This window comes from Janthinobacterium sp. GW822-FHT07H10 (genome assembly GCF_058798675.1).
This window is the reverse complement of the sequence record NZ_JBXAKS010000004.1, coordinates 383944-408936: the sequence shown is the minus strand read 5'-3', so window position 1 is coordinate 408936 and position 24993 is coordinate 383944. Positions and strand designations below refer to the sequence as shown.

General features: G+C 65.5%; 21 protein-coding genes. 14 read left to right on the top strand and 7 right to left on the bottom strand.

Annotated elements, in window-relative coordinates; genetic code table 11:
• The first annotated feature begins 216 nt into the window (after positions 1-216).
• Complete coding sequence (locus AC1RDJ_RS12535) at positions 217-2505, top strand: M1 family metallopeptidase (RefSeq protein ID WP_493027602.1); 2289 nt, start codon at positions 217-219, stop codon at positions 2503-2505.
• The gene (locus AC1RDJ_RS12530; RefSeq protein ID WP_493027601.1) at positions 2502-3386 is read left to right on the top strand and encodes a hypothetical protein; all 885 of its coding nucleotides are present in this window, start codon (positions 2502-2504) and stop codon (positions 3384-3386) included. Before AC1RDJ_RS12535 ends, AC1RDJ_RS12530 begins: the two co-directional genes overlap by 4 nt.
• Here AC1RDJ_RS12530 and AC1RDJ_RS12525 read toward each other — a convergent pair whose 3' ends face one another.
• Positions 3387-4277: a LysR family transcriptional regulator gene (locus tag AC1RDJ_RS12525; RefSeq protein WP_493027600.1), complete on the bottom strand. Its 891-nt coding sequence runs from the start codon at positions 4275-4277 to the stop codon at positions 3387-3389.
• Between the two features lie 114 nt (positions 4278-4391).
• Here AC1RDJ_RS12525 and AC1RDJ_RS12520 point away from each other — a divergent pair, with 114 nt between their 5' ends.
• Positions 4392-5210: a DODA-type extradiol aromatic ring-opening family dioxygenase gene (locus AC1RDJ_RS12520; protein WP_493027599.1), complete on the top strand. Its 819-nt coding sequence runs from the start codon at positions 4392-4394 to the stop codon at positions 5208-5210.
• A 54-nt stretch (positions 5211-5264) separates the two neighbouring features.
• Here AC1RDJ_RS12520 and ylqF read toward each other — a convergent pair whose 3' ends face one another.
• The gene (gene ylqF, locus AC1RDJ_RS12515; RefSeq protein ID WP_071324898.1) at positions 5265-6185 is read right to left on the bottom strand and encodes a ribosome biogenesis GTPase YlqF; all 921 of its coding nucleotides are present in this window, start codon (positions 6183-6185) and stop codon (positions 5265-5267) included.
• 155 nt (positions 6186-6340) lie between these two features.
• Between ylqF and AC1RDJ_RS12510 the strand changes: the two genes are divergently transcribed.
• On the top strand, positions 6341-7204 hold the full coding sequence (locus AC1RDJ_RS12510) for a hypothetical protein (RefSeq protein WP_071324899.1): 864 nt from the start codon (positions 6341-6343) through the stop codon (positions 7202-7204).
• 183 nt (positions 7205-7387) lie between these two features.
• On the top strand, positions 7388-7783 hold the full coding sequence (locus AC1RDJ_RS12505; RefSeq protein ID WP_493027598.1) for a hypothetical protein: 396 nt from the start codon (positions 7388-7390) through the stop codon (positions 7781-7783).
• Here AC1RDJ_RS12505 and AC1RDJ_RS12500 read toward each other — a convergent pair whose 3' ends face one another.
• Positions 7784-8710, bottom strand: a complete 927-nt coding sequence (locus AC1RDJ_RS12500; protein WP_071324901.1) for a histone deacetylase family protein — start codon at positions 8708-8710, stop codon at positions 7784-7786.
• Between the two features lie 235 nt (positions 8711-8945).
• Here AC1RDJ_RS12500 and AC1RDJ_RS12495 point away from each other — a divergent pair, with 235 nt between their 5' ends.
• From AC1RDJ_RS12495 to AC1RDJ_RS12475, 5 genes are all read left to right on the top strand, one after another.
• On the top strand, positions 8946-9854 hold the full coding sequence (locus AC1RDJ_RS12495) for an AAA family ATPase (RefSeq protein WP_289888578.1): 909 nt from the start codon (positions 8946-8948) through the stop codon (positions 9852-9854).
• 5 nt (positions 9855-9859) lie between these two features.
• A complete protein-coding gene (locus AC1RDJ_RS12490) occupies positions 9860-10852 on the top strand; it encodes a DUF58 domain-containing protein (RefSeq protein WP_493027597.1) in 993 nt (330 codons plus the stop codon).
• Positions 10849-12897, top strand: coding sequence for a transglutaminase TgpA family protein (locus tag AC1RDJ_RS12485; RefSeq protein WP_493027596.1), 2049 nt, complete (start codon positions 10849-10851; stop codon positions 12895-12897). Before AC1RDJ_RS12490 ends, AC1RDJ_RS12485 begins: the two co-directional genes overlap by 4 nt.
• A gap of 8 nt (positions 12898-12905) precedes the next feature.
• On the top strand, positions 12906-14066 hold the full coding sequence (gene mltB, locus AC1RDJ_RS12480; protein WP_156894924.1) for a lytic murein transglycosylase B: 1161 nt from the start codon (positions 12906-12908) through the stop codon (positions 14064-14066).
• Between the two features lie 441 nt (positions 14067-14507).
• Positions 14508-14840, top strand: coding sequence for a hypothetical protein (locus AC1RDJ_RS12475; RefSeq protein ID WP_034751784.1), 333 nt, complete (start codon positions 14508-14510; stop codon positions 14838-14840).
• A gap of 237 nt (positions 14841-15077) precedes the next feature.
• On the opposite strand, the gene cysM is transcribed toward AC1RDJ_RS12475, so the two are convergent.
• Positions 15078-15980 (bottom strand): cysteine synthase CysM, encoded by a 903-nt coding sequence (cysM, locus tag AC1RDJ_RS12470; RefSeq protein ID WP_071324906.1) that lies wholly within the window; start codon positions 15978-15980, stop codon positions 15078-15080.
• A 248-nt stretch (positions 15981-16228) separates the two neighbouring features.
• On the opposite strand from cysM, the gene AC1RDJ_RS12465 reads away from it, so the two are divergent.
• The 4 genes from AC1RDJ_RS12465 to AC1RDJ_RS12450 all read left to right on the top strand — a co-directional run bounded on the left by AC1RDJ_RS12465 (position 16229) and on the right by AC1RDJ_RS12450 (position 21673).
• On the top strand, positions 16229-17998 hold the full coding sequence (locus AC1RDJ_RS12465) for an FAD-dependent oxidoreductase (RefSeq protein WP_493027595.1): 1770 nt from the start codon (positions 16229-16231) through the stop codon (positions 17996-17998).
• Positions 17999-18123: 125 nt separating this feature from the next.
• Positions 18124-19686, top strand: a complete 1563-nt coding sequence (locus AC1RDJ_RS12460) for a phospholipase D family protein (protein ID WP_493027594.1) — start codon at positions 18124-18126, stop codon at positions 19684-19686.
• 236 nt (positions 19687-19922) lie between these two features.
• A complete protein-coding gene (locus tag AC1RDJ_RS12455; protein ID WP_493027593.1) occupies positions 19923-20669 on the top strand; it encodes a PEPxxWA-CTERM sorting domain-containing protein in 747 nt (248 codons plus the stop codon).
• Between the two features lie 173 nt (positions 20670-20842).
• On the top strand, positions 20843-21673 hold the full coding sequence (locus AC1RDJ_RS12450; protein WP_493027592.1) for a sterol desaturase family protein: 831 nt from the start codon (positions 20843-20845) through the stop codon (positions 21671-21673).
• An 85-nt stretch (positions 21674-21758) separates the two neighbouring features.
• Here AC1RDJ_RS12450 and AC1RDJ_RS12445 read toward each other — a convergent pair whose 3' ends face one another.
• The 3 genes from AC1RDJ_RS12445 to AC1RDJ_RS12435 all read right to left on the bottom strand — a co-directional run bounded on the left by AC1RDJ_RS12445 (position 21759) and on the right by AC1RDJ_RS12435 (position 24946).
• Entirely contained in the window at positions 21759-22463 is a 705-nt protein-coding gene (locus AC1RDJ_RS12445) for a ComEA family DNA-binding protein (RefSeq protein WP_071324909.1), read from the bottom strand.
• Between the two features lie 174 nt (positions 22464-22637).
• The gene (rfaE1, locus tag AC1RDJ_RS12440) at positions 22638-23582 is read right to left on the bottom strand and encodes a D-glycero-beta-D-manno-heptose-7-phosphate kinase (RefSeq protein ID WP_071324910.1); all 945 of its coding nucleotides are present in this window, start codon (positions 23580-23582) and stop codon (positions 22638-22640) included.
• On the bottom strand, positions 23579-24946 hold the full coding sequence (locus AC1RDJ_RS12435; RefSeq protein WP_493027591.1) for a UDP-glucose dehydrogenase family protein: 1368 nt from the start codon (positions 24944-24946) through the stop codon (positions 23579-23581). The genes rfaE1 and AC1RDJ_RS12435 overlap by 4 nt, the downstream gene beginning before the upstream one ends.
• Between the last annotated feature and the right edge of the window lie 47 nt (positions 24947-24993).

The following is a 24993-nucleotide window of genomic DNA, read 5'->3' as shown; positions in this document are numbered from 1 at the left end:
CGGGCGCACGCTAGTAGGGCGGAAGGGACGGCAAAAGCGAATCATTATACGCACGGTATGCATCGTCGCAAGCGGCGGCCCGGCGGTGCTTTCCTCCAGTCAATATTTTATTGGTAATTTGGCATTTTTGTGGGTATATTAAGGTGCGCCCGCCATCCTGGGCGCAACCGACTGCATTTGAAAATCAACAATAAGAAGTCATTGTAGGAGTTACGCATGGAAAGTCGTAGCATCACGCGCCGGGGGCCGCCAAGTCCCCGCGGCACGCGCCGCAGCATTGGTTTTTTCCCCGTCTCGGGCAAGCTCAAGGCCCTCTCCATCACCGCCCTGCTGCTGGCCGGCATGGCCCTGCAGGCGGACCTGTTCGCCCAGCCGGGCAAGGGCGGTCCGGCCGGCACGGCCGTGCCGCTGGCGCCGCCGGCCGACGGCATCGCCCTCGCCTCGCCGCGCGCGGCCGCCGTCGCCACGCCCAGCGCCAGCAACGCCTGGGGCGGCGCGCGCACGGGCGCGCAAGCGACCCTGTCGGACCGCGTCGTCGACTACCAGATCGAAGCGACGCTCGATCCCGTCAAGCACACGATCGACGGCCAGCAGAAACTGCGCTGGCGCAACCGCAGCGCGCAAGCCGTCAGCAGCGTCTACCTGCACCTGTACCTGAACGCCTTCGAGGGCGAGCATTCGACCTTCTTCACCGAGAAGCGCAAGCTCGACACGGGCTTCCGCTCGGGCGTCGACACGCGCGACGGCGAGTGGGGCTATATCGAACTGCGCAGCATGACGCAGAACGGCGCCAAGGCGCCCTGGCATTTCGTCCAGCCCGACAACGGCCCCGCCACCGACCGCACCGTGGTGCGCGTCGACTTGCCGCAGGCCGTCGCGCCGGGCGCCGAGACGACGCTCGACATCCGCTTCTTCGACCAGCTGCCGCGCGTCATCGCGCGCACCGGCTATTTCGACAGCTTCCACCTGGTGGGCCAGTGGTTCCCCAAGATCGCCGTGCTGGAACTGCCCGGCGAGCGGGGCGCCACCGCGCCGCGCTGGAACGCGCATGAATTCCACCTGAACTCGGAGTTCTACGCCGATTTCGGCCACTACGACGTGAAGCTGACGGTGCCCAAGGAATACACGGTGGGCGCCACGGGCGAACTGCAAGGCGCGCCGCAGGAAAAGAACGGCATGCTCACGCACCACTATGTGCAGGGCGACGTGCACGATTTCGCCTGGACGGCCGACAAGCGCAGCGCGCAGCCCCTGCTGGGCAGCTGGAGCGGCCCGGGCAGCCCGCCGGTGGCCATCAAGGTGCTGTACCCGCCCGAGTACGCGTCCAACGCGGCGCCCGCGCTGCAGGCGGCCAAGGATTCGCTCACCTACTTCTCGCGCACCCTGGGCCCGTATCCGTACAAGACCCTGACGGTGGTGATTCCGCCGTTTAACGCGGCCGAAGCGGGCGGCATGGAGTACCCGACCTTCATCACGGCCTCGAGCTACGCCAACCTGCAGCCGAAGACCATTCCCGAATTCGGCCTCGATTTCGTCACCATCCATGAATTCGGCCATGGCTATTTCTATGGCATCCTGGCCTCGAACGAATTCGAGGAACCGATTCTCGACGAAGGCTTGAACGAATACTGGGACCAGCGCATGCTGCGCGCGCGCGGCCAGGACATCCACGCCACCACGCCCCTGCTCAAGCGCCTGGGCTTCGATCCCGTCTTCAAGGTCTTCGAATTCGAGCGCCTCGCCGCGCCGCGCCAGGATGCGGCCGACCCGCTGGGCCAGAACGCCTGGGATCGCCTGCAGGGCGTCGGCCCCGTCTACAGCCGCACGGCCGTCACCATGCGCGACCTCGAAGCGCGCATCGGCAGCGAAGCCATGGAACGGGGCTTCAAAGCCTATTACGAACAGTGGAAATTCCGCCACCCCAGCGTGGCCGACCTGCGCGAGGCGCTGGCCGAAGCGACGGGCCAGCGGCGCATCGTGGAGCAGGTCTTCGCGCAGCAAGTCTATGCCAGCGCGAACATCGACGACCGCATCGGCAGCTTCACCAGCGAGGAGCAGACGCCGCTGGCCGGCCTGGCGCTGGTGAACGGCAAGCGCGTGGAACGCACGCCCGAGGCGCTGGAAAAGGAAGAGGAAAAAGTGCGCGAGGCGTGGGACAAGGCGCATCCTGACGCCAAGCCCGGCACGGGACCCTATCCCTACCTGACCAGCGTGGTCGTGCGCCGCCGTGGCGCGCCCGTGCCGCAGGTGCTGCTGGTGAAATTCGCCGACGGCACTTCCGAACGCGTGGTCTGGGATAACGACCAGCTGTGGCAGCGCTACACCTGGACCAAGCCCGTGAAGGCCGTCTCGGCCGAGCTGGACCCCGACCGCGTGCACTACCTCGACGTCAACAAGCTCGATGACAGCCGCACCTTGAAGGCCGACAAGTCCGCCGCGCGGCGCTGGAGCTTCGACATCGCTGCCGCCTTCCAATACCTCCTTTCCCTGATTGCCATCGTATGAGCGCCACTTCCACGACCCGGGCCAGCGGCCTGACCCTGACCACGCGCGCCAGCCGCGCCGCCCTGCAATGGCGCTTGCTGCTGCTGTGGGCTGGACTGCTGCTGATCCCCGCCATCGTCGCCGTCATTCCCGTCTGGCGCACCCTGAGCGCCAGCCTCGACAATGCCGTGCATGCGGCGGCGCTGGCGCACAAGCTCGACCTGATGACCCTGGCCGACCTGGTGGCCAATGCCAACCGCAACGGGGCTGCCATCGGCCAGGCCGCCATCGCCGGCATCATCCTGACCCTGCTGCTGTCGCCGCTACTGAGCGGCCTGGTGGTGACGGCCGCGCGCGCGCCCACGCCGTCCCGCTTCGGTCCCCTGCTGACGGGCGCTTTCAGCGAATACGGCCGCATGCTGCGCATGCTGCTGTGGAGCATCGTGCCGCTGGGCCTGGCGCTGGCCATCGGCGCCGGCGCGCTGAAACTGGCCGACAAGCACGCGGCGCAAGCCATCCTGGAAGCCGATGCCGACCTGGTGCGTCACCTGGCCCTGCTGCTCACGGGCCTGCTGTTCCTGCTGGCCTGCATCACCGTCGATGCCGGCCGCGCGGCCCTGGCCGTCGACAAACGCCGCACCTCGGCCGTCAAGGCGTGGTGGCGGGGACTGGGCATGCTGCGCCAGCGTCCGCTGGCCTGCCTGGCCATCTATCTCGTCATCACCTTGCTGGGACTGGCGCTGTATGCGCTGCTGGGCGTGGCGCGCCTGAACCTGGCCGCGCCCGGCCCGCTGGTCATCGTGGCCGGCTGGCTGCTGACGCAGCTGGCGGTGCTGGTGCTGGCGTGGATGCGCAGCGCGCGCCTGTTCGCGCTGATCGACGTGAAACGCTCGCAAGCGTAGTCAGTGACCGAGGCGCCCTTCATCGGCAAGAAAGTCGATGAAGGTGCGCACTTTCGACGACAGGTAGCGGCGGCTCGTGTAGACGGCATACACGCTGCCGCCCGCCAGCCGGTAACCGTCGAAGAGGCGCTCCAGCCGCCCGGCCGCCAGGTCGGCATCCGTCTGCCACGACGGCAGCAGGGCGATACCCATGCCGTCGAGCGCGGCCGCATGCAGCAGGCTTTCGTTATTGCATTGCAGGACGGGCGAGAACTTCACCGTTTCGCGTCCCTGCGGCCCGTCGAAGGCCAGTTCATTTCCGTTCGATAACAAGGAATAGCTGATCATGGCGTGCTGCGCCAGGTCCTGCGGCGCCTGCGGCCGGCCCGCGCGCGCCAGGTAGGCCGGTGCGGCCACCAGGTGAAAGGCGATGCTGCCGATGGGCCGCGCGATCAGGGCCGGCGACGGCGCCTGGCTCACGCGCAGGGCCAGGTCGAAGCCCTCCTCCACCAGGTTCACCACGCGCCCGCTCAAGTCGATGTCGAACGTGACTTCCGGAAAGCGCTCGCGATAGGCCGCGAGGGTGCGCGTGAAGATGGCGTTGGCGAACCAGACGGGCGCGCTCAGGCGCAGCATGCCGCGCGGCACCACCGTCGTGCGGCCCACGGTCGCTTCCACCTCGTCGAGATTGTCGAGCATGTCGCGGCATTGCTCGAAATACACCTTGCCGATTTCCGTCAGGCTCAGGTGGCGGCTGCTGCGGTTCAGCAGGCGCGCGCCCAGGTGGCGTTCCAGGTGCATCACGTGCTTGCTGACCATGGCCGGCGACAGGTCCAGGCGTTCGCTGGCGCGCACAAAACTGTCCAGCTCCACGACGGCGCGAAACACGCGCATGCTGCGCAAGGTATCCATGACGGTCCAATCATCAACAAATTGGAAATGATATATCAATAATAGCGATCTTGATCAACTGACCGCGCATGACTATCATCGTTCAATCATCAGCCATTCCACTCAGGAGCCGCCATGCAAGAGCACACCTTCCACACCTATTTCCTGTCGCACGGCGGCGGCCCCTGGCCGTTCATGAAAGAGCAGTTCGGCGGCCGCTACGACGTGCTCGAAGCGTCGCTGCAAGACATCCCGCGCCAGGTCGGGGCGCGCCCCAAGGCCGTGCTGGTCGTCACGGCGCACTGGGAAGGGCCGCAATTTCTCGTCTCGGCCAGCCCGCGCCCGGGCATGATCTACGATTATTCGGGCTTTCCGCCGCACACCTACCAGATCCAGTACCCGGCGCCCGGCGCTCCGGAACTGGCGGCGCAAGTGAAACAGTTGCTGGACGGGGCCGGCCACCCGGCGCGCCTCGACCACGAGCGGGGTTTCGACCACGGCACTTTCAGCGCCCTGTTCCCCATCTATCCGCAGGCGGACATGCCGCTGGTGCAGCTGTCGCTGAAACACGGCTATGATCCGCTCACGCACGTCGAGGTGGGCCGCGCGCTGGCCAGCCTGCGCCGCCAGGGCGTGCTGATACTCGGCAGTGGCCTGTCCTACCATAACCTGCGCCAGTTCGGCCAGGCGGGCGCCGTCGCCTCGCACCAGTTCGACGCCTGGCTGCGCCAGACCATGGCCTTGCCGCCGCAGCAGCGGCTGGCACAGTTGCTGGCCTGGGACCAGGCGCCGGGCGCGCGCCAGGCCCATCCGCAGGAAGACCATCTGCTGCCCCTGATGGTGGCGCTGGGCGCGGCCGAACAGGAAGCGGCGCACGTGGCCTACCACGAGGAGGATTTCTTTGGAGCATTAGCTGTCACCAGCTTCCGCTTCGGGGAAGGCGCCGCCGCATAAAAAAAACGCCGCGACATTCCTGTCGTGGCGCTTTTTGCATGGTGAGGCGGTAACTTACGTGCCGCGCTTGCCCCGCGCCGCATTCCTGGCCTTCTCGGCGGCGATCTCCGCCGCCTTCGCCGCTTTTTCCGCCATCTCGGCCGCGTGCTGGGCCAGCAGGGCCGCGCGCGTGTCCGGCGTTTCCAGCGAGATACGGCCCAGGATGCCGCTGCGGTAGTCGAGCAGCAGGGTGTGCGAAGCCTTCTCGAAATCGTAGTCGCCGCCCTTGATGCGGAAGCCGCGCTTGGCGGCGATGCCTTCGACCACGCCGATGGCGTCGACTTCATCGACCTTGGTGCCGTAGCGGGCCGCCAGCAAGTCCGGGTAACGCTTGAGCAATTCCTCGGCCAGGAAGACGGCCACTTCTTCTTCGATCAGCGCGTTCGAGCCGATGGCATGGCTGGCCGCCAGCATCAGGCCGTCGCTGGGGATGGCGATCTTCGGCCACAGCATGCCGGGCGTATCGACGAGGATGGTGTTCTTGTCCAGATACAATTTCTGCTGCATCTTCGTCACGGCCGGCTCGTCGCCCACCTTGGCCACGCGCTTTTTCAGCAGCGCATTCATCAGCGTCGACTTGCCCACGTTGGGGATGCCCATGATCATGATGCGCAGCGGCTTCGTCGGCACGCCACGGTGCGGCGCCAGCGACTTGGCCAGCTCCGGAATGCGCGCCACGTCGCCCGGCTTCTTGGTCGTCATCGCATACGCGGTCACGCCTTCCTGGGCATTGAAATAGGCGACCCAGGCGGCCGTCGCGGCTGGATCGGCCAGGTCGGTCTTGTTGAGGATTTTCAGGCAGGGGCGCTGGCGGAACAGGCGCAGCTCGTCCACCATGGGATTGCAGCTGGCTGCCGGCAGGCGCGCGTCCACCACTTCAATCACCAGATCGGTGTTTTCCATGGTCTCGGCCGCTTTCTTGCGGGCCGCGTTCATGTGTCCTGGGTACCATTGTATCGCCATGCTCTTGCTTTCAAAATCGTTCGGTCAATCCGCTATTTTACGTGGTTGCCGCCGCAGCGTCCCGTTTACTGCCAGCAATGGCTCGCGTGCGACACGAACGAGACAATTGGTGATAATTTGTCAGTTACATGAATGATAAGATCCGCCATTCGGCCATCGGGGCCGGCTACTTTCCATCGCACACTACACCGGGCGCGCTTTCCATGCATTTTTCCCGCTTTTCCCTGTTCGCCACCCTCGCCGCCTGCCTGCTGCCCGCCATGGCCCAGGAGCAACCAGTCCCCCCAGGCGACGCCGTGAACCGGGAAATGCAGCAGATCGTCGACGTGCAGAGCACGCGCGATCCCGACCTGCGCCCCTACCGCACCATGCTCAGGGGACTCGACGCGTATGCCGACCACCTGCGCCTGGCGCCGGCCGCGCCGCTGCGCTTCATGCTGCTGCCCGCCACGCCCGCGGCCAGGCTCGACGGCGTGACCCTGCACCTGTCGGCCGACAACCTGTCGATTCCCATCCCGCTGGCGCCGGACGGCAGCTTCATCCTGGCGCGCGACAAGACGGCCTACGATGCGAATGCCGACCTGGTCAGCAACAAGAAGCGCGCCAGCCTGCGCTGGCGGCCAGACATCCATACGCCGGGCCTGCCCGACAACGTGCGCCGCCTGGGCGACTTGCGCCTCGAATGCGAAATCCGCTGGGCCGTGGAACAGGACCAGCTCTCGTTTGTCACGCGCAACCTGTTCAAGCTGGCGGGCGGGCCCTGCCACTCGTCGCTGATCCACGTGCCGTTTCCCGTGGCGCGCGCGCTCGTTGCCGTGCAGGCCACCTCGGGCGAACGCGCGGCGCAGATCCGCGTCACGGACGACCACCTGCGCTACGTGCCTCCGCTGCATGACCAGAGCTGGAGCGACGATACCCTGCTGACCTTGACATACGCGAGCGATGCCAGGGTCGCCGGCGCCGCCCCGGCAACGGCGGCTCCTCCCCAATAAGCCTGGCATGCCGTCCACACGCGTGCAGGGGAAAAGCACGTCAAATATTTCCACATAGATTTTTATATTTACTGAAAGCAATAAAAAAGTGTGCTTTAATATCGCCTCTTAAATGAAAAGCAATTATTTTCCAGGCTGGCGCCCAGCGGCGCGCGGGAAAATCAGCAATGGGGAATCGGCAATATGATGATGGAACACACTGGCGTGGCGCCAGCGGCACAGACGGAACCCGAACATGCCGGCTTGCGCGTCCGCCCGGGCAAAGTGGCCAAGCGCGCGCCGCGCAATGGCAGCATCCTGCAGTTGAAGAAGGAGTGCCGCCAGCTGCAGCTGCATGTGGCGGCACTGGAAGAACGCCTGAAACGCCAGAGCGCCGACAGCTATGGCCTGCAAATGCTGTATGACCAGCTGGTCAATGAAATCAAGCACCACCGCGACATGCTGCAACTCGACAGTTTCGACGCGGAAAAATCGTCAGGCGTCTACACGCAAGCCTGGCGCCACTTCATGGCCGGCGACGCGCTCGACTACCAGACGCACCGCCACACCAATTCGCGCAGCCGCCCGAGCCTGCTGTAGCTACAGTTCCGCCAGCGCCTTCACGTGCGCCGCCACGCTGCGGCCCAGCGACGACAGGTTGTAGCCCCCTTCGAGGCAGCTGACGATGCGGCCCTGGCCATACTGGCTGGCCACCGCCATCATTTGCTGCGTCATCCACGTGTAGTCGGCTTCCACCAGGCCCATGCCACCGACGTCGTCTTCGCGGTGCGCATCGAAACCGGCGGAAATGAAGATCATCTGCGGCCGCTGCCGGTGCAGCGCCGGCAGCCAGTGGTCGAGCACGAGCTGGCGCACGACGTCGCCTTTCGAGCGGGCCGGCACGGGCACGTTGACGCGCGTATCCGTGTAGGACTCGACATCGCTGTACGGGTAAAACGGGTGCTGGAAGAAGCTAACCATCAGGATGCGCGGGTCGTGCGCCACGGATTCGGCCGTGCCATTGCCATGATGCACGTCAAAGTCGACGATGGCGACGCGCTCCAGCCCGCGCACGTCGAGCGCATGCTTGGCGGCGATGGCCACATTATTGAACAGGCAGAAACCCATCGGTTCGCTGGGCCGCGCATGGTGGCCGGGCGGGCGGATCGAGCAGAAGGCATTGCTGATCTCGCCATCGATGACGGCGTCCGTGGCAGCCACGGCCGAGCCGGCGGCGGCCAGCGCCGCGTTGTAGCTGTGCGCGTTGAGCAGGGTGTCGCCGTCGAGCGGGTAGTAATCGCCGGCCGGCGGCACGTTGTCGCGCACCAGGCCGATGGCCGTGGCGCTGTGATTGCGCTCGATGTCGGACAATTGCGCGCGCACGCCATCACGGTGCTCGACCAGGTCGCTGATGTGCGCGAGGATCAGTTGATCGTTGATGGCCTGCAAGCGGGCCGGCGATTCGGGATGCCAGTCGCCCATCTCGTGGCGCTGGCAATCGGGGTGGGTATAAATGGCTGTGCTCATGCGCTGTACTGGTTACCTCTGTCTCTGCTCTCTATCCATACCGGGAACGCGCGCCGGATATACTGCCGATCATTCCTGCCTGCCCGGCGCGTTCTCGCATAAAATCACTGGCTGGTCTGTGCCGTCCTTGCATCATAGCGAATCTACCACGGGCGCGCAGGTGGCGGGCGGCGCCGTTTGATCTGGCCAAAGCGATTGTAAATTAAATAATCCCGTGTATTGTGATAGAAATAGCATGTTTTCGAAAATACATCAGGCCGCGCGCCAGATCGGCGACGTTCTCGTCGGCAAAGACTTGCAGATCCGCCAGACCCTCGCCTGCGTGCTGGCCGGCGGCCACCTGCTGATCGAAGACGTGCCCGGCGTCGGCAAGACGACCCTGGCGCATGCGCTGGCCATCTCGCTGGGCCTGCAATGGAAGCGCCAGCAATTCACCAGCGACCTGCTGCCGGCCGACGTGGCCGGCATGAGCGTGTACGACCGCGGCAGCGCCAGTTTCATCTTCCACCCCGGCCCCCTGTTTACGCAAGTGCTGCTGGCCGACGAAATCAACCGCGCCACGCCGAAGACGCAGTCCGGCCTGCTCGAAGCGATGGAAGAACGGCAAGTGAGCCTCGATGGCGTCACGCGCGCGCTGCCGCAGCCGTTTTTCGTCATCGCCACGCAGAACTGCGCGCACCAGCTGGGCACCTTCCCCCTGCCCGAATCGCAGCTCGACCGTTTCCTCATGTGCGTCACCCTGGGCTATCCCGACGCGGCCGCCGAGCGGGCCCTGCTGCTGGGCGCCGACCGCCGCGCCATGCTGCAAACCTTGCCGGCCGTGATGAGCGCGGATGAACTGTTGCAGGCGCAGGCGGCCTTGCGCGCCATCCACGTGTCCGCCGCCGTCGTCGATTACGTGCTGGCCCTCGTGCAGGCGACACGCGCGCCGGGCGCCTTCGCCGACGGTCTCAGCCCACGCGCCGCGCTGGCCCTGCTGCAGGCGGCGCGCGCCTGGGCCGCGCTGGCGGGGCGCGACCATGTCACGCCCGACGATGTGCAAGCGATGCTGCTGCCCGTCTGCGCCCACCGGCTGCGCGCCGCGCAAGGGGCGACGGATAGCCGCGCCCTGCTGCAGCAATTAATGTTAAGCACTCCCGTCTGAACGGCATGCGCTTGCGCAAGATCACCTGGCTGCCGGCCCGCCCCTGGCTCGGCGCGCAGCGCGTGCACATCCGTCCGTCGCGCGCGGGACTGGCGTTTGCCGCGCTGCTGCTGGCGCTGTGGATCGCCGCCGTCAATTACCACCTGGGCCTGGGCTACGCGCTCACCTACTTCGCGGCCGCCTGCGCCATCGCCGACATGCTGTTTGCCAGCCGCAACCTGGCGGGACTGGCGCTGGCGGCCACGCCGGGCCCGCCCGTGTTCGCGGGCAGTCGCGCCTCGTTCAGCTTGCGCCTGATCAACCGCAGCCCGCGCGCGCGCCATGCGCTGCGCGTCGAGGTGGCAGGCTCCGCTGCCACGCCGCAGCTGGCCGCGCCACTGGTGGATATCGCCGTCCACGCGGAAACAACCGTCACCATCGGCGCCGCGGCGCCGCAACGGGGCTGGCTCGCCGCCCCGCCCGTGCGCCTGTCGTGCAACTTTCCGCTGGGCCTGTTTTACGCCTGGTGCCATTGGCAGCCTGAAGCCCGCGTGCTCGTGTATCCGCGCCCTGAGGCGGCTGCGCCGCCGCTGCCCTTGCCCGCTGGCATGGCGCAGATGGCAAGTCAGCAAGCCAGCGCGACCGGCGGAACCCTGGAACTGGCCGGCGTGCGCGCCTACCAGCCCGGCGATCCGCTGCAGCGCCTGGCCTGGCGCCAGATCGCCCGCCATGACGGCGAGCATCTATTCAGCAAGCAATTCCAGCCTGCCGCCGACGCGCGCACGGGCGCAGCCCAGGGCCGCATCGTGCTCGAGCATGCCGCACTGACGGCCTTGCCGCCGGAAGCGCGCCTGTCGCGCCTGGCCGCCTGGGTGCTGGAAGCGGAACGCCGCAACCTGCCGTATGGCTTGCGCCTGGGTGCGCTGGACCTGGCGCCGGACCTGGGCGCCAGCCACCGCGACGCCTGCCTGCGCGCGCTGGCCCTGCACGACTTGCCCGCCAGCCAGGCGGCGCCATGAGGCGCTGGCTGACAAATTTGCCGCGCGACAAGGCCGACATCCTGCTCCTGCTGCTGGCGGCCGCCATGGTGCTGGCGCCGCACGCGCGGCACCTGCCGCCGTGGCTGTCGCTGGCCATGGCCGCCCCCCTGCTGTGGCGCGCCGCCATCACCGTGCGCGGCACGCGCCAGCCGCAGCTAGCCCTGCTCCTGCCGCTGGCCCTGCTGGGCATCGCCGGCGTCCACGCCAGCTATGGCACCTTGCTGGGGCGCGATGCGGGCGTGGCCATGCTGGCCTTGCTGCTGGCCCTGAAATCGCTGGAAATGCATGGCCGGCGCGACATCTTCGTGTTTGTCTTCCTCAGTTTCTTCCTGTTGCTGGCCAATTTTTTCCATGCGCAAGGCATCCTCAGCGCCGCCTGGATGCTGGCCACCGTCATCGTGCTGCTGGCCGCCCTGCTGTCGGCCCAGTACGGCGCCGTGCAGCCACGGCTGTGGCAACGGCTGCGCTTGCTCGGCCGCATGCTGGCGCTGGCCATTCCCCTGTCGGCCCTGCTGTTCTTCGTCGTGCCGCGTCCCGGCGGCCCCCTGTGGGGGGCGCCGCACGAGGGCGCGCAGGCGCGCACGGGCTTGTCGGACAGCATGCAGCCGGGCGCCATCGCCTCGCTGGCCCTGTCGGGCGAGCCCGTCTTCACGGCCCGCTTCAGCACGCCGATCCCGGCGCAGGAGCAGTTATATTGGCGCGGCGTCGTGCTGGGCGACTACGACGGCGCCACCTGGACGCGCAGCGGCGCCGGCCAGGCCACCCGCCGCGGCCAGGTGATCGACGGCAGGATAGACATCGCGCTCGATGGCCCGCCCAGCAACTACGACATCACCTTGCAAGCCAGTGGCCAGCGGCGCATCTTCGCGCTAGACGTGCCGCGCAGCATCGAACGCCTGCCCGGCAATCCCTATGTCGCCTCGCCCGCGCTGGAAGTGCTGACGGTGCAGCCAATTACTTCGACCGTCCGCTACCGCGCCAGTTCCATGCTCAGCTACCGCCTGCAGGCGGGCCTGTCCACGGCACAACAGCAGCCGTGGCTGGCCTTGCCCGCCGGCAGCAACCCGCGCAGCGTGGCCTGGGCCCGCGCCTTGCGCGGCCAGGGCGCACAGGCGCTGGCGCCCGAGGCGGCCATCGCCGCCGTGCTCGGTCATTTCCGCCACGCACCGTTCCGCTACACCCTGCAACCGCCGCTGCTGGGCAAGGATGGCGTCGATGACTTCCTGTTTCGCACGCAGGCGGGCTTTTGCGAACATTACGCGGGCAGCTTTGTCGTGCTGATGCGCGCCATGGGCATTCCCGCGCGCGTCGTCACCGGCTACCAGGGCGGCACGCGCAATGCGGCGGAAGCCGGCGCCGGCACCGGCACCAGCCTGACGGTGCGCCAGTCCGACGCCCATGCGTGGAGCGAAGTGTGGCTGGCGGGCCGGGGCTGGGTGCGCGTCGACCCCACCAGCGCCGTCGCCCCGCTGCGCACCGAGCGCAACCTGGACGCGGCCCTGCCGCCCGCCCCCGCGCCGCTGGCGGCCTGGCGCGCGCTGGTCGGCCTCGACGGGGGCGCCGGCGCCGCCATCGCCGCATGGCGCCAGCAATGGCAGCAAGCCGAGCAGGCGTGGAGCAGCTGGGTGCTCGACTACACGCCGCAACGCCAGCGCGCCATGCTCGACGGCGTGAAGAACATGCCGTCGCAGCGCATCGCACTGGCCTGCGCCGTGCTGGCCCTGCTGGCGGCGCTGGGCGGCGGACTGCTACACTGGCGGCAACAGCGGCGGGGCGACCCGCTCGACGCCCTGTACGCGCGCTTTTGCCGGCAGCAGGCGCGACGCGGCTACAGCCGTGCGCCGCACGAGGGGCCGCACGGTTATGCTGCGCGCCTGGCTGCCGGCTCCGCCACCCCCGAGACGCACGCCGCCATCGCGCGCTTTCTGGCAATCTATGCCGCGATGAAGTATGGTAATGCCAGCCCAGACGAACAACTCCGCGCGCGGCGCAGCTTGCGCCGCCTGTTAACCCAAAGCCGATGAGACGCTCCTTGTTACCGATCAAATACCCCGCCCTGTCCCTGCTCCTCTCCCTTCCCCTGTGCATGGCAAGCGCGCACGCGGGTGAAAACAGCAATATTTCAGCCGCCGACCGCGCCCGCGCCGTGCGCGCGGCCAAGGCCCAGCCCGTCAAGAAGGCGACGCTCAAGCCGGCAGCAAAGAAGGCGCCGGCGAAATTCGATTTCGAAGGCGAATTTGTCGACTATGCCAACTGGAAGGAAGTACGCGCCTTCCTCGACGAGATGGCCGCCAAGCATGGCTTTGACCGCGCCGAACTCGACACCCTGATCGGCAAGGTGCGCTATGTGGAATCGACGGTGCAGCTGATGAAGCCGGCGCCCCCGGGCAAGCCGAAGAACTGGCAAGCGTACAGCGCCCGCTTCATCGAACCGGTGCGCATCAATGCGGGCGTGAAATTCTGGGAAGAAAACGCGGAAGCGCTGGGCCGCGCCGAGCGCGAATATGGCGTGCCGGCCGAGATCATCGTCGGCATCATCGGCGTGGAAACCGTGTATGGCCGCAACACGGGCCGCTTCCGCGTGCTCGATGCGCTGACCACGCTGGCGTTTTCCTATCCGGAAAGCCCGACGCGGGCCGCGCGCATGGCATTTTTCAAGGGCGAGCTGGAAAACGCGCTGCTGTTCGCGCGCAAGGATGGCATCGATCCGCTGACCCTGCTCGGCTCGTATGCGGGTGCCATCGGCCTGCCCCAGTTCATGCCTAGCAGCATCATGAAATATGCGGTGGACTTCGATGGCGATAGTCACATCGACTTGCGCAATTCGACGGCCGACGCCATCGGCAGCGTGGCGCACTTCCTCGTCGAACACGGCTGGCGCCGCGACGATCCGGCCATCAGCGTGTATCCGGTCAACGTTTCGCCCAACCGCGCCTGGGAACAGTTCATCGGCCAGGGCTTGCAGGCGAAGTACCGTCTGGACGAGCTGCAGGCGGCCGGCGTCAGCGTCGTATCGCCCGTGCCACAAAACATGCTGTTCGGCTTGATCGACTTGCAAAATGGCTCAGAAGCAACTGAGTATAGCTTGGCAACCAATAACTTCTTTGCTATAACTCAGTACAACAGAAGTTATTTTTATGCCATGTCAGTAATCGACCTGGGCAAGGCTATCAGTCAAGTGCGCGCACGCTAACCGAAAGTCAGTGTAAAGTTGTAATATTACTTGTAAGAAAGCGTAAGCGATGTTGAAGCGACCGGCAAACACGTCTATGGTGGAGTCGATAACATCGTGCCAGCCTCGCTCGCCAGCCTGTTGTGCGGCACGGGATACAGAAATGGTTTTATACTTAACTTTTGTCAAAGTACAATTTTTGTTCTATCATAGAGCAATAATAAAGAATAAATAGGTGTTGCAGCAAGACAACGCCGATTCTGTACCAAGCAAGATTGCAGTGCTTTCCAGCCTGAAATTGAATCCTGCTGTACAATTGTGTATATATTATGAAAAACTGTCTCCCGGATCGTACCGTGTGTGAATTTGTTCCTTTTAGTAAAGAATGAACATGAACGCAGCAAGAGCGAGCTCCGAGTGTTTTTTACTTTGCAGTGCAACTACAGAAGGAACAACAACATCATGACAAACCAAGTCGGCATTGATATGAACAGCGATTCGGACTCCGACGATCTGCTTCAGTACAACCCAAACAGATTGCTCGATACCCTGATCGAAAACCTGCGCCTGAAAAACGACGCAGCCCTGTCGCGCGCACTGGAAGTCGCGCCACCAGTCATCAGCAAAATCCGCCACCACCGCCTGCCGGTCGGCGCATCGCTGCTGATACGCATGCATGAAGTCAGCGACCTGAGCATCCGTGACCTGCGTTACCTGATGGGTGACCGCCGCAACAAATTCCGCATCAGCGACAAGCAATTCAAGCCAAAAGAAGGCGAAACGCCACAAGGCTGATCCTGCCAGTTATGCAGGTTTTCCCTCCCCGCCATGGGGAGGGGGTAGTTTTCAGCAGTTCTCCGGCCGTCCTGGCCACAGTATATTTCCACCTACCACCGTATTTTCCAAGCTGCATCGACGCCCGCCTACGCCGTCGCAAGGGGCAGTGATCTGCGGCCAAGAAGCGCAACCGTGCTCCAGCACGGTGAGCATCGCAGGCCGCAAAGCGCGCCGCGCAGCAGCCGGCCTCCGCTATCAGGCAGGAAAGACGCCGGTCGACAGATAGCGGTCGCCGCGGTCGCAGACGACAAACACGATCGTCGCATTTTCCACCGTCTGCGAAATGCGCAGCGCGATTTCGCATGCGCCAGCCGCGGAGATGCCGCAGAACAAGCCCTCTTCCGCCGCCAGGCTGCGCGCCATGCGCTCTGCCACGCCCTGGCTCACGTATTCGACCTGGTCGACGCGGCTCTTGTCGTAGATTTTCGGCAAATATGCTTCCGGCCATTTGCGGATGCCGGGAATCTGCGAGCCTTCCTCGGGCTGCGCGCCGATGATCTGGATGGCGGGATTCTGTTCCTTCAGGTAGCGCGACACGCCCATGATGGTGCCCGTCGTGCCCATGGCGCTGACGAAGTGCGTGACGCGCCCGTCCGTGTCGCGCCAGATTTCCGGCCCCGTCGTTTCATAGTGGGCGCGCGAATTGTCTTCATTGGCGAACTGGTCGAGGATCACGCCGCGGCCATCCTTCTGCATCTGCTCGGCCAGGTCGCGCGCATATTCCATGCCGCCCGTCTTCGGCGTCAATAAAATGTCGGCGCCGTAGGCGGCCATGCTCTGGCGGCGCTCCACGCTGAGGTTATCCGGCATCAGCAACAGCATCTTGTAACCGCGCAAGGCGGCAGCCATGGCCAGCGCAATGCCGGTATTGCCGCTGGTGGCCTCGATCAGGGTATCGCCCGGCTTGATGACGCCGCGTTCTTCAGCGCGCTTGAGCATGGACATGGCGGCGCGGTCCTTCACGGAGCCGGCCGGGTTGTTGCCTTCCAGCTTGCCCAAGATGACGTTATTGCGCGCGATCGCATCGGCGCCCGGCAAGCGCGTCAGCTGCACCAGCGGGGTATTGCCTATCGTATCTTCCAGTGTCTTGTAAGCCATCGTGTCTGTTTGAGTAATTTCAACAAAGACCCATTCTAATATGAGATGCTGGACGGCGTACGGCTAAAAACCGCTGCCCCGCCAGGCAGGCCGCGTTGCGAGCGCCCTGGCGCCAGGCCGCATGGCGCCTTGCTTTGCAGCAGTTACGGGCGAGGCCATGCGGCTTCCCGGCGCCCCGCGCGCGCATGCGCTAGACTCGTGGCGGTTAGTTATTTTAGTAATTTGCTTATTCAATCAATGGATTAGTCATGGCCAGCACCACACCCGAATTCATCCCCGAAACCACGCAGGACGATCCCGTCCAGGCCAGCAGCCTCGATATCCAGGGCCGCATGCACCAGATTTCCCCCGTCTTCACCGAAGCGGAACTGCGCCGATTGCAACGCTATGGCAAGGTCTGCCACTACGCCGGCGGCGCCACCCTGTTCGAGGCGGGCAGCAGCAGCTTCGGCATGCTGGTCATCCTGTCGGGCAACGTGGCCGTCACGCGCCATGAAGGACTGGGCCGCACCTCGCTGATGCGCGAAATCGGCCCCGGCCACTTCATCGCCGAAGTGGCGCAGCTGTCGGGCCGCCCCGCCCTCGTCAACGGCCATGCCGTGGGCGACGTGGAGGTGCTCGTGATCAGCTCGGAATCCTTGCGCGCGCTGATCGTGGCGGAAGCGGAAATGGGCGAGCGCATCGTGCGCGCCCTGATCCTGCGCCGCGTGGCGCTGATCGAAGTCAATTCGGGCGGCCCCGTGCTGGTGGGACCGCGCGGCAATGGCAATCTGTTCCAGCTGCAAAGCTTCTTGTCGAGCAATGGCCATCCGCACACGGTGCTCGACCCGGCCAGCGATGCGGCCGCCGCCGCGCTGGCCGAGCGCTACCGGCCCACGCCGCAGGAGTGGCCGCTGGTGGTGTGTCCCGACGGCAAGGTCATGAAGAATCCGGGCAATGCGGAACTGGGGCGCTGCCTGGGCATGCTGCCCGATTTGTCCGGCGACAAGATTTTCGACGTGCTCGTGGTGGGCGCCGGCCCGGCCGGCCTGGCGACGGCCGTGTATGCGGCCTCGGAAGGCTTGTCCGTGCTGGCCCTGGAACAGCGCGCGTATGGCGGCCAGGCGGGCGCCAGCGCGCGCATCGAAAATTACCTGGGCTTTCCAACGGGAATCTCCGGCCGCGCACTGGCCGGCCGCGCCTACGTGCAGGCGCAAAAGTTCGGCGTCGAGATCGCCACGCCGGCCAGCGCCGCCAACCTGCTGTGCGACAGCTGGCCGCTGCGCGTGACCCTGTGCGACGGCACCCAGGTGCGCGCCCGCACGGTGGTGCTGTCGTGCGGCGCGCGCTACCGCCGCCCGTCGCTGGCGAACCTGAAAACCTACGAGGGACGGGGCGTGTATTACTGGGCCTCACCCATCGAGGCCAAGCTGTGCCGGCAGGAAGAGATCATTCTGGTCGGCGGCGGCAACTCGGCCGGCCAGGCGGCCGTATTCCTCTCCGGCCACGCGGCCAGAGTCCACATGGTGATCCGCGGCGAGGGACTGGCGGCCAGCATGTCGAGCTACCTGATCGAGCGCATCGCCGCCACGCCCAACATCACCTTGCACACGCACACGGAAATCATCGCCCTCGAAGGCGACGAGGATGGCTTGACGGGCGCGCGCTGGCGCAACAATGCCAGCGGCGAAGAGTGCGATTGCGCCGTGCGCCGCGTGTTTCTCTTCGTCGGCGCCGATCCGAATACGGACTGGCTGCACGACTGCGCCGTCGCCGTCGACGAACAGGGCTTCATCCGCACGGGCTTCGACGTCACGCGCGCCGAATGCCGCGCCCACGGCCACGCCGCGCAGTTATTCAACCCGCCGCCCGACTTGCCGGAGCGGGCGGCGCTGGAAACGAGCGTGCCGGGCGTCTTCGCCATCGGCGACGTGCGCGCCGGCTCGACCAAGCGCGTGGCCGCCGCCGTGGGAGAAGGAGCGGCCGTCGTTTCCCAGATTCACGGTTTCCTGGCGCGGCTGCCGGCCGGCGCAGTCTGAAAATCATGCGTTATAGAAACTGCTACAATCGGGCGTTCCCCTCCAGATGAAAGAGCACGCATGCGTCAGTTCGCCTTCATTCCCGCCCGCCAGCGCCTGCGCGCGGTCCGCTGACGGTGCGCCCCATGCTGGTCAAACTGCTGCTCGCCACGCTGTTCATTCTGCTCAGCATTGCCGCCCTGTACAGCTACGGCCGCTTCGCCGAGCGTTCGCTGGGGCCGCCAGGGCAAGCCTTGCCCGTAGCGGCGGACGCCACCCTGCTTGACCGCGTGCTGGCGCCGCAACTGGCGCAGCGCCCGCAGCAAAGCGGCACGGCCCTGATCGACGACAACCTGGAAGCGTTCGCCCTGCGCGCCCTGAGCGCGCGCGAAGCGGGCCGCAGCATCGACCTGCAATACTACATCTGGCATAACGACGTCACGGGACGGCTGCTGGTGCGCGAACTGCTGCGCGCGGCCGACCGTGGCGTGCGCGTGCGCGTGCTGCTCGACGACATCAACGCACGCGGCCAGGACGCGGCCATCCTGGCGCTGGACAGCCATCCGCTGATCGACGTGCGCATCTTCAATCCGGGCCGCAACCGCGACGGCATCTGGCGCCGCGCCGTGGAAATGGCCTTGCGCGCCGTCAGCCTGAACCGGCGCATGCACAACAAGGCCTGGATCGTCGACGGCAGGGTAGCCATCGTCGGCGGGCGCAATATCGGCGACGAATACTTCGATGCCGCCGAACAAGTCAATTTCCAGGATGCCGACCTGCTGCTGGTGGGGCCCGTCGTGCAGCAGACGAGCGACATCTTCGACCGTTTCTGGAACAGCCGTGCCGTCATTCCCATCGGCGCCCTGCATGCCGGCAAGAACGCCGGCGCACCGGAACTGCAGGCCGTGCGCGCCCGCCTCGACGCCCTGACGGGCGAAGTGGGCGCCTCGCCATACTTGCAGCAACTGACCGATGCGGGCCAGCTGCAAGCCCATCTGGACGGACGCCTGCGTTTGCACTGGAGCGAGCACGTGCAGGTGGTGTCGGATCCGCCGGAAAAAGCCGCGCCCGTGGCCAGCCTGCAGCGGAGCGAGCACTGGCTCATGCATAGCTTGCTGCCCCTGTTGACGCAGGCGCGCGAGGAAGTGCTGCTGACCTCGCCGTACTTCGTGCCCGGCACGGCTCTCAGCGCCACGCTGGGCGGCAAGGTCGGCGCCGGCGTCAAGGTCGGCGTCCTGACCAACTCGCTGGCCGCCACCGACGTCGCGCTGGTCCACGCGGGCTATGCGCGCTACCGCCAGCTGCTGCTCGCGGGCGGTGTCGACCTGTATGAATTGAAGACCCTGCACCGCAAGCGCATCAGCCTGATGGGCTCGAGCCGCGCCAGCCTGCACACCAAGGCCGTGGTGGTCGATGGCGAGCGCGGTTTTGTCGGCTCCTTCAACCTCGATCCCCGTTCAGCACAGCTGAACACGGAAATGGGCGTGCTGTTTGCCGACCCGGCGCTGGCAAGCGACATGCGCGCGCTGTTCCTGCGTTCGGTCTCGAGCGATACCAGCTACCGCTTGTTCCTCGACGATGGCGCGCTGCGCTGGTCCGATGCCACCGAAGAGCCACCCAGGGTGTGGACGCACGATCCGGAGTCCGGTTTCTGGCGCCGCGCGCTGGTCGCCGTCATGCGCTGGCTGCCGATCGAATCGCAACTGTAGCGGCCGCCTGTCGGCATGCATGTAGTTGAATCTTGATTAAATTACCAATTAAAAATATTTATTGTTTTCGAGACATGTTAGATGCTGTTTTGCCAAACGCTGCTATAATTTAGCCACCCAGACATAATAGTTGTCACAGAAATACATTTCTCGCCCCTTCCGCGACGAAACCCGCCGTTGGCCAAAAGCTCGCCGACAGACTGCAACACTGACCTGTCACTTTTGGAGCTATGATCATGCGTAACTTATTCCCAGTACTGGCGCTGTCCGCCGCTGCCGCGCTGTCCGCCACGGCGGCCCAGGCATCCACAAACCTCGTCAAGAATGGCGATTTCGAACTGACCAGCAACGGCACGTCGAAACAGCTGAACGAAGGCAACTACGACCGCAACGACCGCACCTACCTGACCGACTGGTCCAGCAAGGGCTACAACTTCGTCTTGAATGGCAACAACATCGACGATACCAACGCACCAACGGCGCTGGCCTTGTGGGGGCCGAACTCGTACAGCGGCCGTGGCCCGCAAAACGGCCTGGGCGTCAGCCCCACGGGCGGCAATGTGCTGGCGGCCGACTGGGATTACTTCCCCGGCCCCGTCACGCAGCAAGTCAGCGGCCTGATCCCAGGCCAGGCCTACACCCTGAGTTTTTCCTACGGCGCGGGCCAGCAGGTGGGCTTCCGTGGCGATAACCTGGTCAATTACTGGGATGTGTCGCTGGGCAACAGCAAACAGCAAACCACCTCGCTGGCCAACGTCAGCCAGGGTTTCACGGGCTGGCACCAGGCCAGCATGACCTTCACGGCCACCAGCAGCAGCGAATTGCTGTCGTTCATGGCCAAGGGCAGCCCATCCGGCGCGCCGCCATTCATGCTGCTCGATGGCGTCTCGCTGGTCTCGGCCGTACCGGAACCGTCGACCTGGGGCATGCTGATCGGCGGCCTGGCCTTGCTCGGCTTCATGGCGCGGCGCCGCAAAGGCTGACCAAACCTGCTGCGCGGCGCGTGCCCTGCGATGCTCGCTGTACTTTGTACAGCTGCGCTGCCCGGCCGCGCCGCGCATCCGCTCGCTAGGGTTTTGTTACGCCCTGGCGCGCCAGATGATACGAACCGGCATTTCCTGGGCCGGGGTTTTCACCGCCCAATCCCATCGCTACCATGAGCCTGCTCCACACCGTGCAAATGCAACTTCCCGGCATCGCCGTCGATGTGCTGCGCCTGGGCCTGTGGCTGGTACTGCTGAGCGTGATCTTCGTGCCGCTCGAACGCTACTTTGGCGAACGGCATGCGGGACGATCCCGCACGGAACTGTTCAGCGACCTGGGCTTTTATTTCCTCAGCAGCCTGCTGCCGGCCATACTGCTGGCCGCGCCACTGGCCCTGGTCGCCGTCGCTGGCCAGCGCCTGCTGCCGGACGCCATTCCCGCCACCCTGGCCGCCCTGCCCCTGTGGGCCAAACTGCTGCTGGGCTTGCTGATCGGCGAAGTCGGCACTTACTGGGGGCATAGACTCAGCCATGAAATACCGTGGCTGTGGCGCTACCACGCCGTGCACCACAGTACGGAGCAGCTGTATTTCCTCGCCAACACGCGCACCCACCCCGTCGACATGGTCGTCACGCGCCTGTTCGGCCTGACGCCCCTGTATCTGCTGGGCCTGGCCGGCCCCGGCGCGGCGGGCAGCGCGGCGCCCGTGCTGCTGCTGTTGCTCGGCACCGTCTGGGGCTTCTTCATCCACGCCAACCTGCGCTGGCGCTTTGGCCCGCTCGAATGGCTGGTGGCCACGCCCGCCTTCCACCATTGGCACCACAGCAAGCTCGAGCACATCAACCGCAACTACGCCTCGACCCTGCCCGTGCTGGACCGCCTGTTCGGCACCCACCACTTGCCGCGCGAATGGCCCAGCGCCTGCGGCATCGAGGCGGCCATGCCCAGGACGCTGACAGGGCAGCTGAAGGCGCCTTTCATGCGCCAGAACGAGCGGGAATAAAAAAACCCCGCGCGGCCGGTACCACGCGGGGTTTCCTTGTCGTGCTGCGCGGCACCACCACACAACACGCTGTACAGCAACACGCTTACTTTTTCTCGGCTTCCGCCTTCTTCGCTTCGGCAGCAGCCAGCTTGGCTTCCTTCTTCGCAGCCGCTTCCGCAGCCTTGGCCTCTTTCTTGGCGGCCGTTGCCGCTTTCTTCGCGGCAGCCGCTTCCTTCTTCGTTTCCGCGGCCGTCTTCACGGGAGCGGCATCAGCGGCTGCGGCAACCGGAGCGGTCGCTGCTGCGGGCACTACCTTGGCGGCGGCAGCTTCTTTTTTCGCGGCGGCAGCGGCGGCCTTGGCTTCCTTGCGGGCAGCGGCGGCTTCCTTCTTCGTTTCAGCGGCCGACTTGGCTGGTGCCGCAGCGGTGTCGGTCGCAGCAGCTGGCTTCGGCGCGGCTTCTTTCGCTGCAACTTCCTTCACAGCAGTTTCCTTTTTTGCCGCGGCCGGCTTGGCGACCGGGGCCGCCGGCGCGCCGGACTTGGCCTGGCCATTCACCTGCAAGCCCGCTTCCGACAGTTTCACGGAGCTTTTCGGACCGATGCCCTTCACACGGGCTTCAAAATCGGCCCAATCCTTGAAGGCGCCGCCCTTGGCCCGCTCGTCGACGATGGCTTTCGAGGTGACGGGGCCGATGCCCTTGACGCTGTCGAGTGCCGCCTGGTCCGCCTTGTTGACGTCAACCTGGGCAAACGCGAAGCCCATGGTCGCAATCAGGGTGGCGATGGCCAGCAGTATTTTTTTAAACATAGGTATCTCTCCGTGATGTGGTTTCAAGATGACTCGAACGCAAGGGAGGAACAGCGCCTTAACGACTTTAACGGCTGGGACGTGATACGGTTGACAAGATGGGGGCACAACGGAAGGGGAAAGCCTGCGCCAGATCAAACGCTCTGGCGCAGGCAAGATGCGGGATAAAGCGGATTATTCCGGGAACAGCTCGTCGCGGGTGACGGTGGCCGTGCCCAGCTTGCCGACGACGATGCCGCCGGCGCGGTTGGCCGTGCGCACGGCGTCGCCCAGGCTCATGCCGGCGCCCAGCATGGCCGCCATGGTGGCGATCACCGTGTCGCCGGCGCCCGAGACGTCGAACACTTCGCGCGCATCGGTAGGCATGTGCAGCACCTCGTCGGCCGTGTACAGGCTCATGCCCTCTTCCGAGCGCGTCAGCAGCAAGGCGTCCAGACCCAGCTGCGCGCGCATCTGCTGCGCCCGCTCGGTGAGTTGCTCTTCCGTACTCCAGCTGCCGATCACGCGGCGCAATTCCGACTTGTTCGGAGTAAGCACTGACGCCCCCGTATAGCGGCTGAAATCATCGCCTTTCGGGTCGACCATGACGATCTTGCCAGCCTTTCTCGCCGCCTTGATCATCTCCGCCACGTTCACCAGGCTGCCTTTCGCATAGTCGGACAGGATCACCACGTCATAGTTGGGCAACAGCGCGTTGAATTGCGCCAGCTTGTCGCGCAGCACCGTATCGCTGGGCGCATCCTCGAAGTCGATGCGCAGCATTTGCTGCTGGCGCCCGATCACGCGCAGCTTGATGATGGTGGAGATGGCCGCGTCGCGCTTCAGGTAGCTATGGATGCCGCTGCCCGTGAGCAAATGCTCGACCTGGCTGCCCGCCTCGTCGTCGCCCACCACGCCGAGCAAGCTCGTCTTCGCCCCCAGCGCGGCCGCATTGCGCGCCACGTTGGCCGCGCCGCCCAGGCGTTCCTCGCGCTTCTCGATGCGCACGATGGGCACGGGCGCTTCCGGCGAAATACGGCTGACGTCGCCGAACCAGTAACGGTCCAGCATCACGTCGCCCACCACCAGCAGGCGCACCTGGGCCAGCGCGGCTGGCACCGTCAAGTCGCGGGCGCTCATGCGCGCGTCAGGATCGAGCGACCGATCCCGTGGTATTCGATGCCCGCCTCGGCCATGACGGCTGGTTCGAACAGGTTGCGGCCGTCAAAGATCACGGCTTCCTTCAGGCGTGCCTTGATCTGCTCGAAATCGGGGCTGCGGAAGGCTTTCCACTCGGTCACGATGGCCAGCGCGTCGGCATCCGTCAGCGCGTCGATCGGGCTGGCGGCAAAGCGCACGTTTTCCAGCTGCGCCGGCGTCAGGTCCAGCTGCAATACGCGCTTGGCCTCGGCCATGGCGACAGGGTCATACACGGCCACCGTGGCGCCGCGCTGCAGCAAGTCGCGCAGCAGCACGCGGGCCGACGCTTCGCGCATGTCGTCCGTGTTCGGCTTGAAAGCCAGGCCCCACACGGCAAAATGCCGGCCGGACAGGTCTTCGCCGAAGCGCTTGACCACTTTCCCGCCCAGCACCATCTTCTGCTTGTCGTTCACCGCTTCGACGGCGCGCAGGATCAGCAATTCCTGACCGTGGCCGCGCGCCGTGCGCTCGAGCGCCTGCACGTCTTTCGGGAAGCACGAACCGCCATAGCCGCAGCCTGCATACAGGAAGCTGTGGCCGATGCGCGGATCGGAGCCGATGCCGTGGCGCACGGCCTCGATGTCGACGCCGACCTTGTCGGCCAGGTTGGCCAGTTCATTCATGAAGGAAATGCGCGTGGCCAGCATGGCATTCGCCGCATATTTCGTGAATTCGGCCGAACGCACGTCCATCCAGTAAGTGCGCTCGTGGTTGCGGTTGAATGGCGCGTACAGGCTCTTCAGCAATTCGCGCGCGCGCTCGCCGTCCGGCGTGGCGTCGACGCCGATGACGATACGGTCCGGGCGCATGAAGTCTTCGACGGCCGCGCCTTCCTTGAGGAATTCCGGATTCGACGCCACGGAAAAAGTGGCGGCCACGCCGCGCGCGTCGAGCTCGCCCTGGATGGCGGCGCGCACTTTTTCGGCCGTGCCGACGGGCACGGTCGACTTGTCGACGATGACCTTGTAATCCGTCATGTACCTGCCGATGCCGCGCGCGGCGGCCAGCACGTATTGCAGGTCGGCCGAGCCGTCCTCGTCGGGCGGGGTGCCGACGGCGATGAATTGCATCACGCCATGCGCGGCAGCGGCCTCGACGTCGGTGGAAAAAGTCATGCGCCCGGCGGCGCGGTTGCGCGCCACGACCTCTTCCAGGCCCGGCTCATGGATGGGGATGCCGCCGCTGTTGAGCAGGGCCACTTTTTGCGCGTCCAGGTCGAGACAAAAAACGTCGTTGCCCAGCTCTGCCAGGCAAGCGCCGGTCACGAGGCCGACATAGCCCGTGCCGATAATGGTGATTTTCATGGTTGTACCGTATTTCTAAATATAGATGCTGCAAACAAGTACACGCC

Coding starts and splice junctions, on each gene's coding strand:
- AC1RDJ_RS12535 (WP_493027602.1), top strand. CDS start 217: ATGGAAAGTCGTAGCATCACGCGCCGGGGGCCGCCAAGTCCCCGCGGC.
- AC1RDJ_RS12530 (WP_493027601.1), top strand. CDS start 2,502: ATGAGCGCCACTTCCACGACCCGGGCCAGCGGCCTGACCCTGACCACG.
- AC1RDJ_RS12525 (WP_493027600.1), bottom strand. CDS start 4,277: ATGGATACCTTGCGCAGCATGCGCGTGTTTCGCGCCGTCGTGGAGCTG.
- AC1RDJ_RS12520 (WP_493027599.1), top strand. CDS start 4,392: ATGCAAGAGCACACCTTCCACACCTATTTCCTGTCGCACGGCGGCGGC.
- ylqF (WP_071324898.1), bottom strand. CDS start 6,185: ATGAACGCGGCCCGCAAGAAAGCGGCCGAGACCATGGAAAACACCGAT.
- AC1RDJ_RS12510 (WP_071324899.1), top strand. CDS start 6,341: ATGAATGATAAGATCCGCCATTCGGCCATCGGGGCCGGCTACTTTCCA.
- AC1RDJ_RS12505 (WP_493027598.1), top strand. CDS start 7,388: ATGATGATGGAACACACTGGCGTGGCGCCAGCGGCACAGACGGAACCC.
- AC1RDJ_RS12500 (WP_071324901.1), bottom strand. CDS start 8,710: ATGAGCACAGCCATTTATACCCACCCCGATTGCCAGCGCCACGAGATG.
- AC1RDJ_RS12495 (WP_289888578.1), top strand. CDS start 8,946: ATGTTTTCGAAAATACATCAGGCCGCGCGCCAGATCGGCGACGTTCTC.
- AC1RDJ_RS12490 (WP_493027597.1), top strand. CDS start 9,860: ATGCGCTTGCGCAAGATCACCTGGCTGCCGGCCCGCCCCTGGCTCGGC.
- AC1RDJ_RS12485 (WP_493027596.1), top strand. CDS start 10,849: ATGAGGCGCTGGCTGACAAATTTGCCGCGCGACAAGGCCGACATCCTG.
- AC1RDJ_RS12475 (WP_034751784.1), top strand. CDS start 14,508: ATGACAAACCAAGTCGGCATTGATATGAACAGCGATTCGGACTCCGAC.
- cysM (WP_071324906.1), bottom strand. CDS start 15,980: ATGGCTTACAAGACACTGGAAGATACGATAGGCAATACCCCGCTGGTG.
- AC1RDJ_RS12465 (WP_493027595.1), top strand. CDS start 16,229: ATGGCCAGCACCACACCCGAATTCATCCCCGAAACCACGCAGGACGAT.
- AC1RDJ_RS12460 (WP_493027594.1), top strand. CDS start 18,124: ATGCTGGTCAAACTGCTGCTCGCCACGCTGTTCATTCTGCTCAGCATT.
- AC1RDJ_RS12455 (WP_493027593.1), top strand. CDS start 19,923: ATGCGTAACTTATTCCCAGTACTGGCGCTGTCCGCCGCTGCCGCGCTG.
- AC1RDJ_RS12450 (WP_493027592.1), top strand. CDS start 20,843: ATGAGCCTGCTCCACACCGTGCAAATGCAACTTCCCGGCATCGCCGTC.
- AC1RDJ_RS12445 (WP_071324909.1), bottom strand. CDS start 22,463: ATGTTTAAAAAAATACTGCTGGCCATCGCCACCCTGATTGCGACCATG.
- rfaE1 (WP_071324910.1), bottom strand. CDS start 23,582: ATGAGCGCCCGCGACTTGACGGTGCCAGCCGCGCTGGCCCAGGTGCGC.
- AC1RDJ_RS12435 (WP_493027591.1), bottom strand. CDS start 24,946: ATGAAAATCACCATTATCGGCACGGGCTATGTCGGCCTCGTGACCGGC.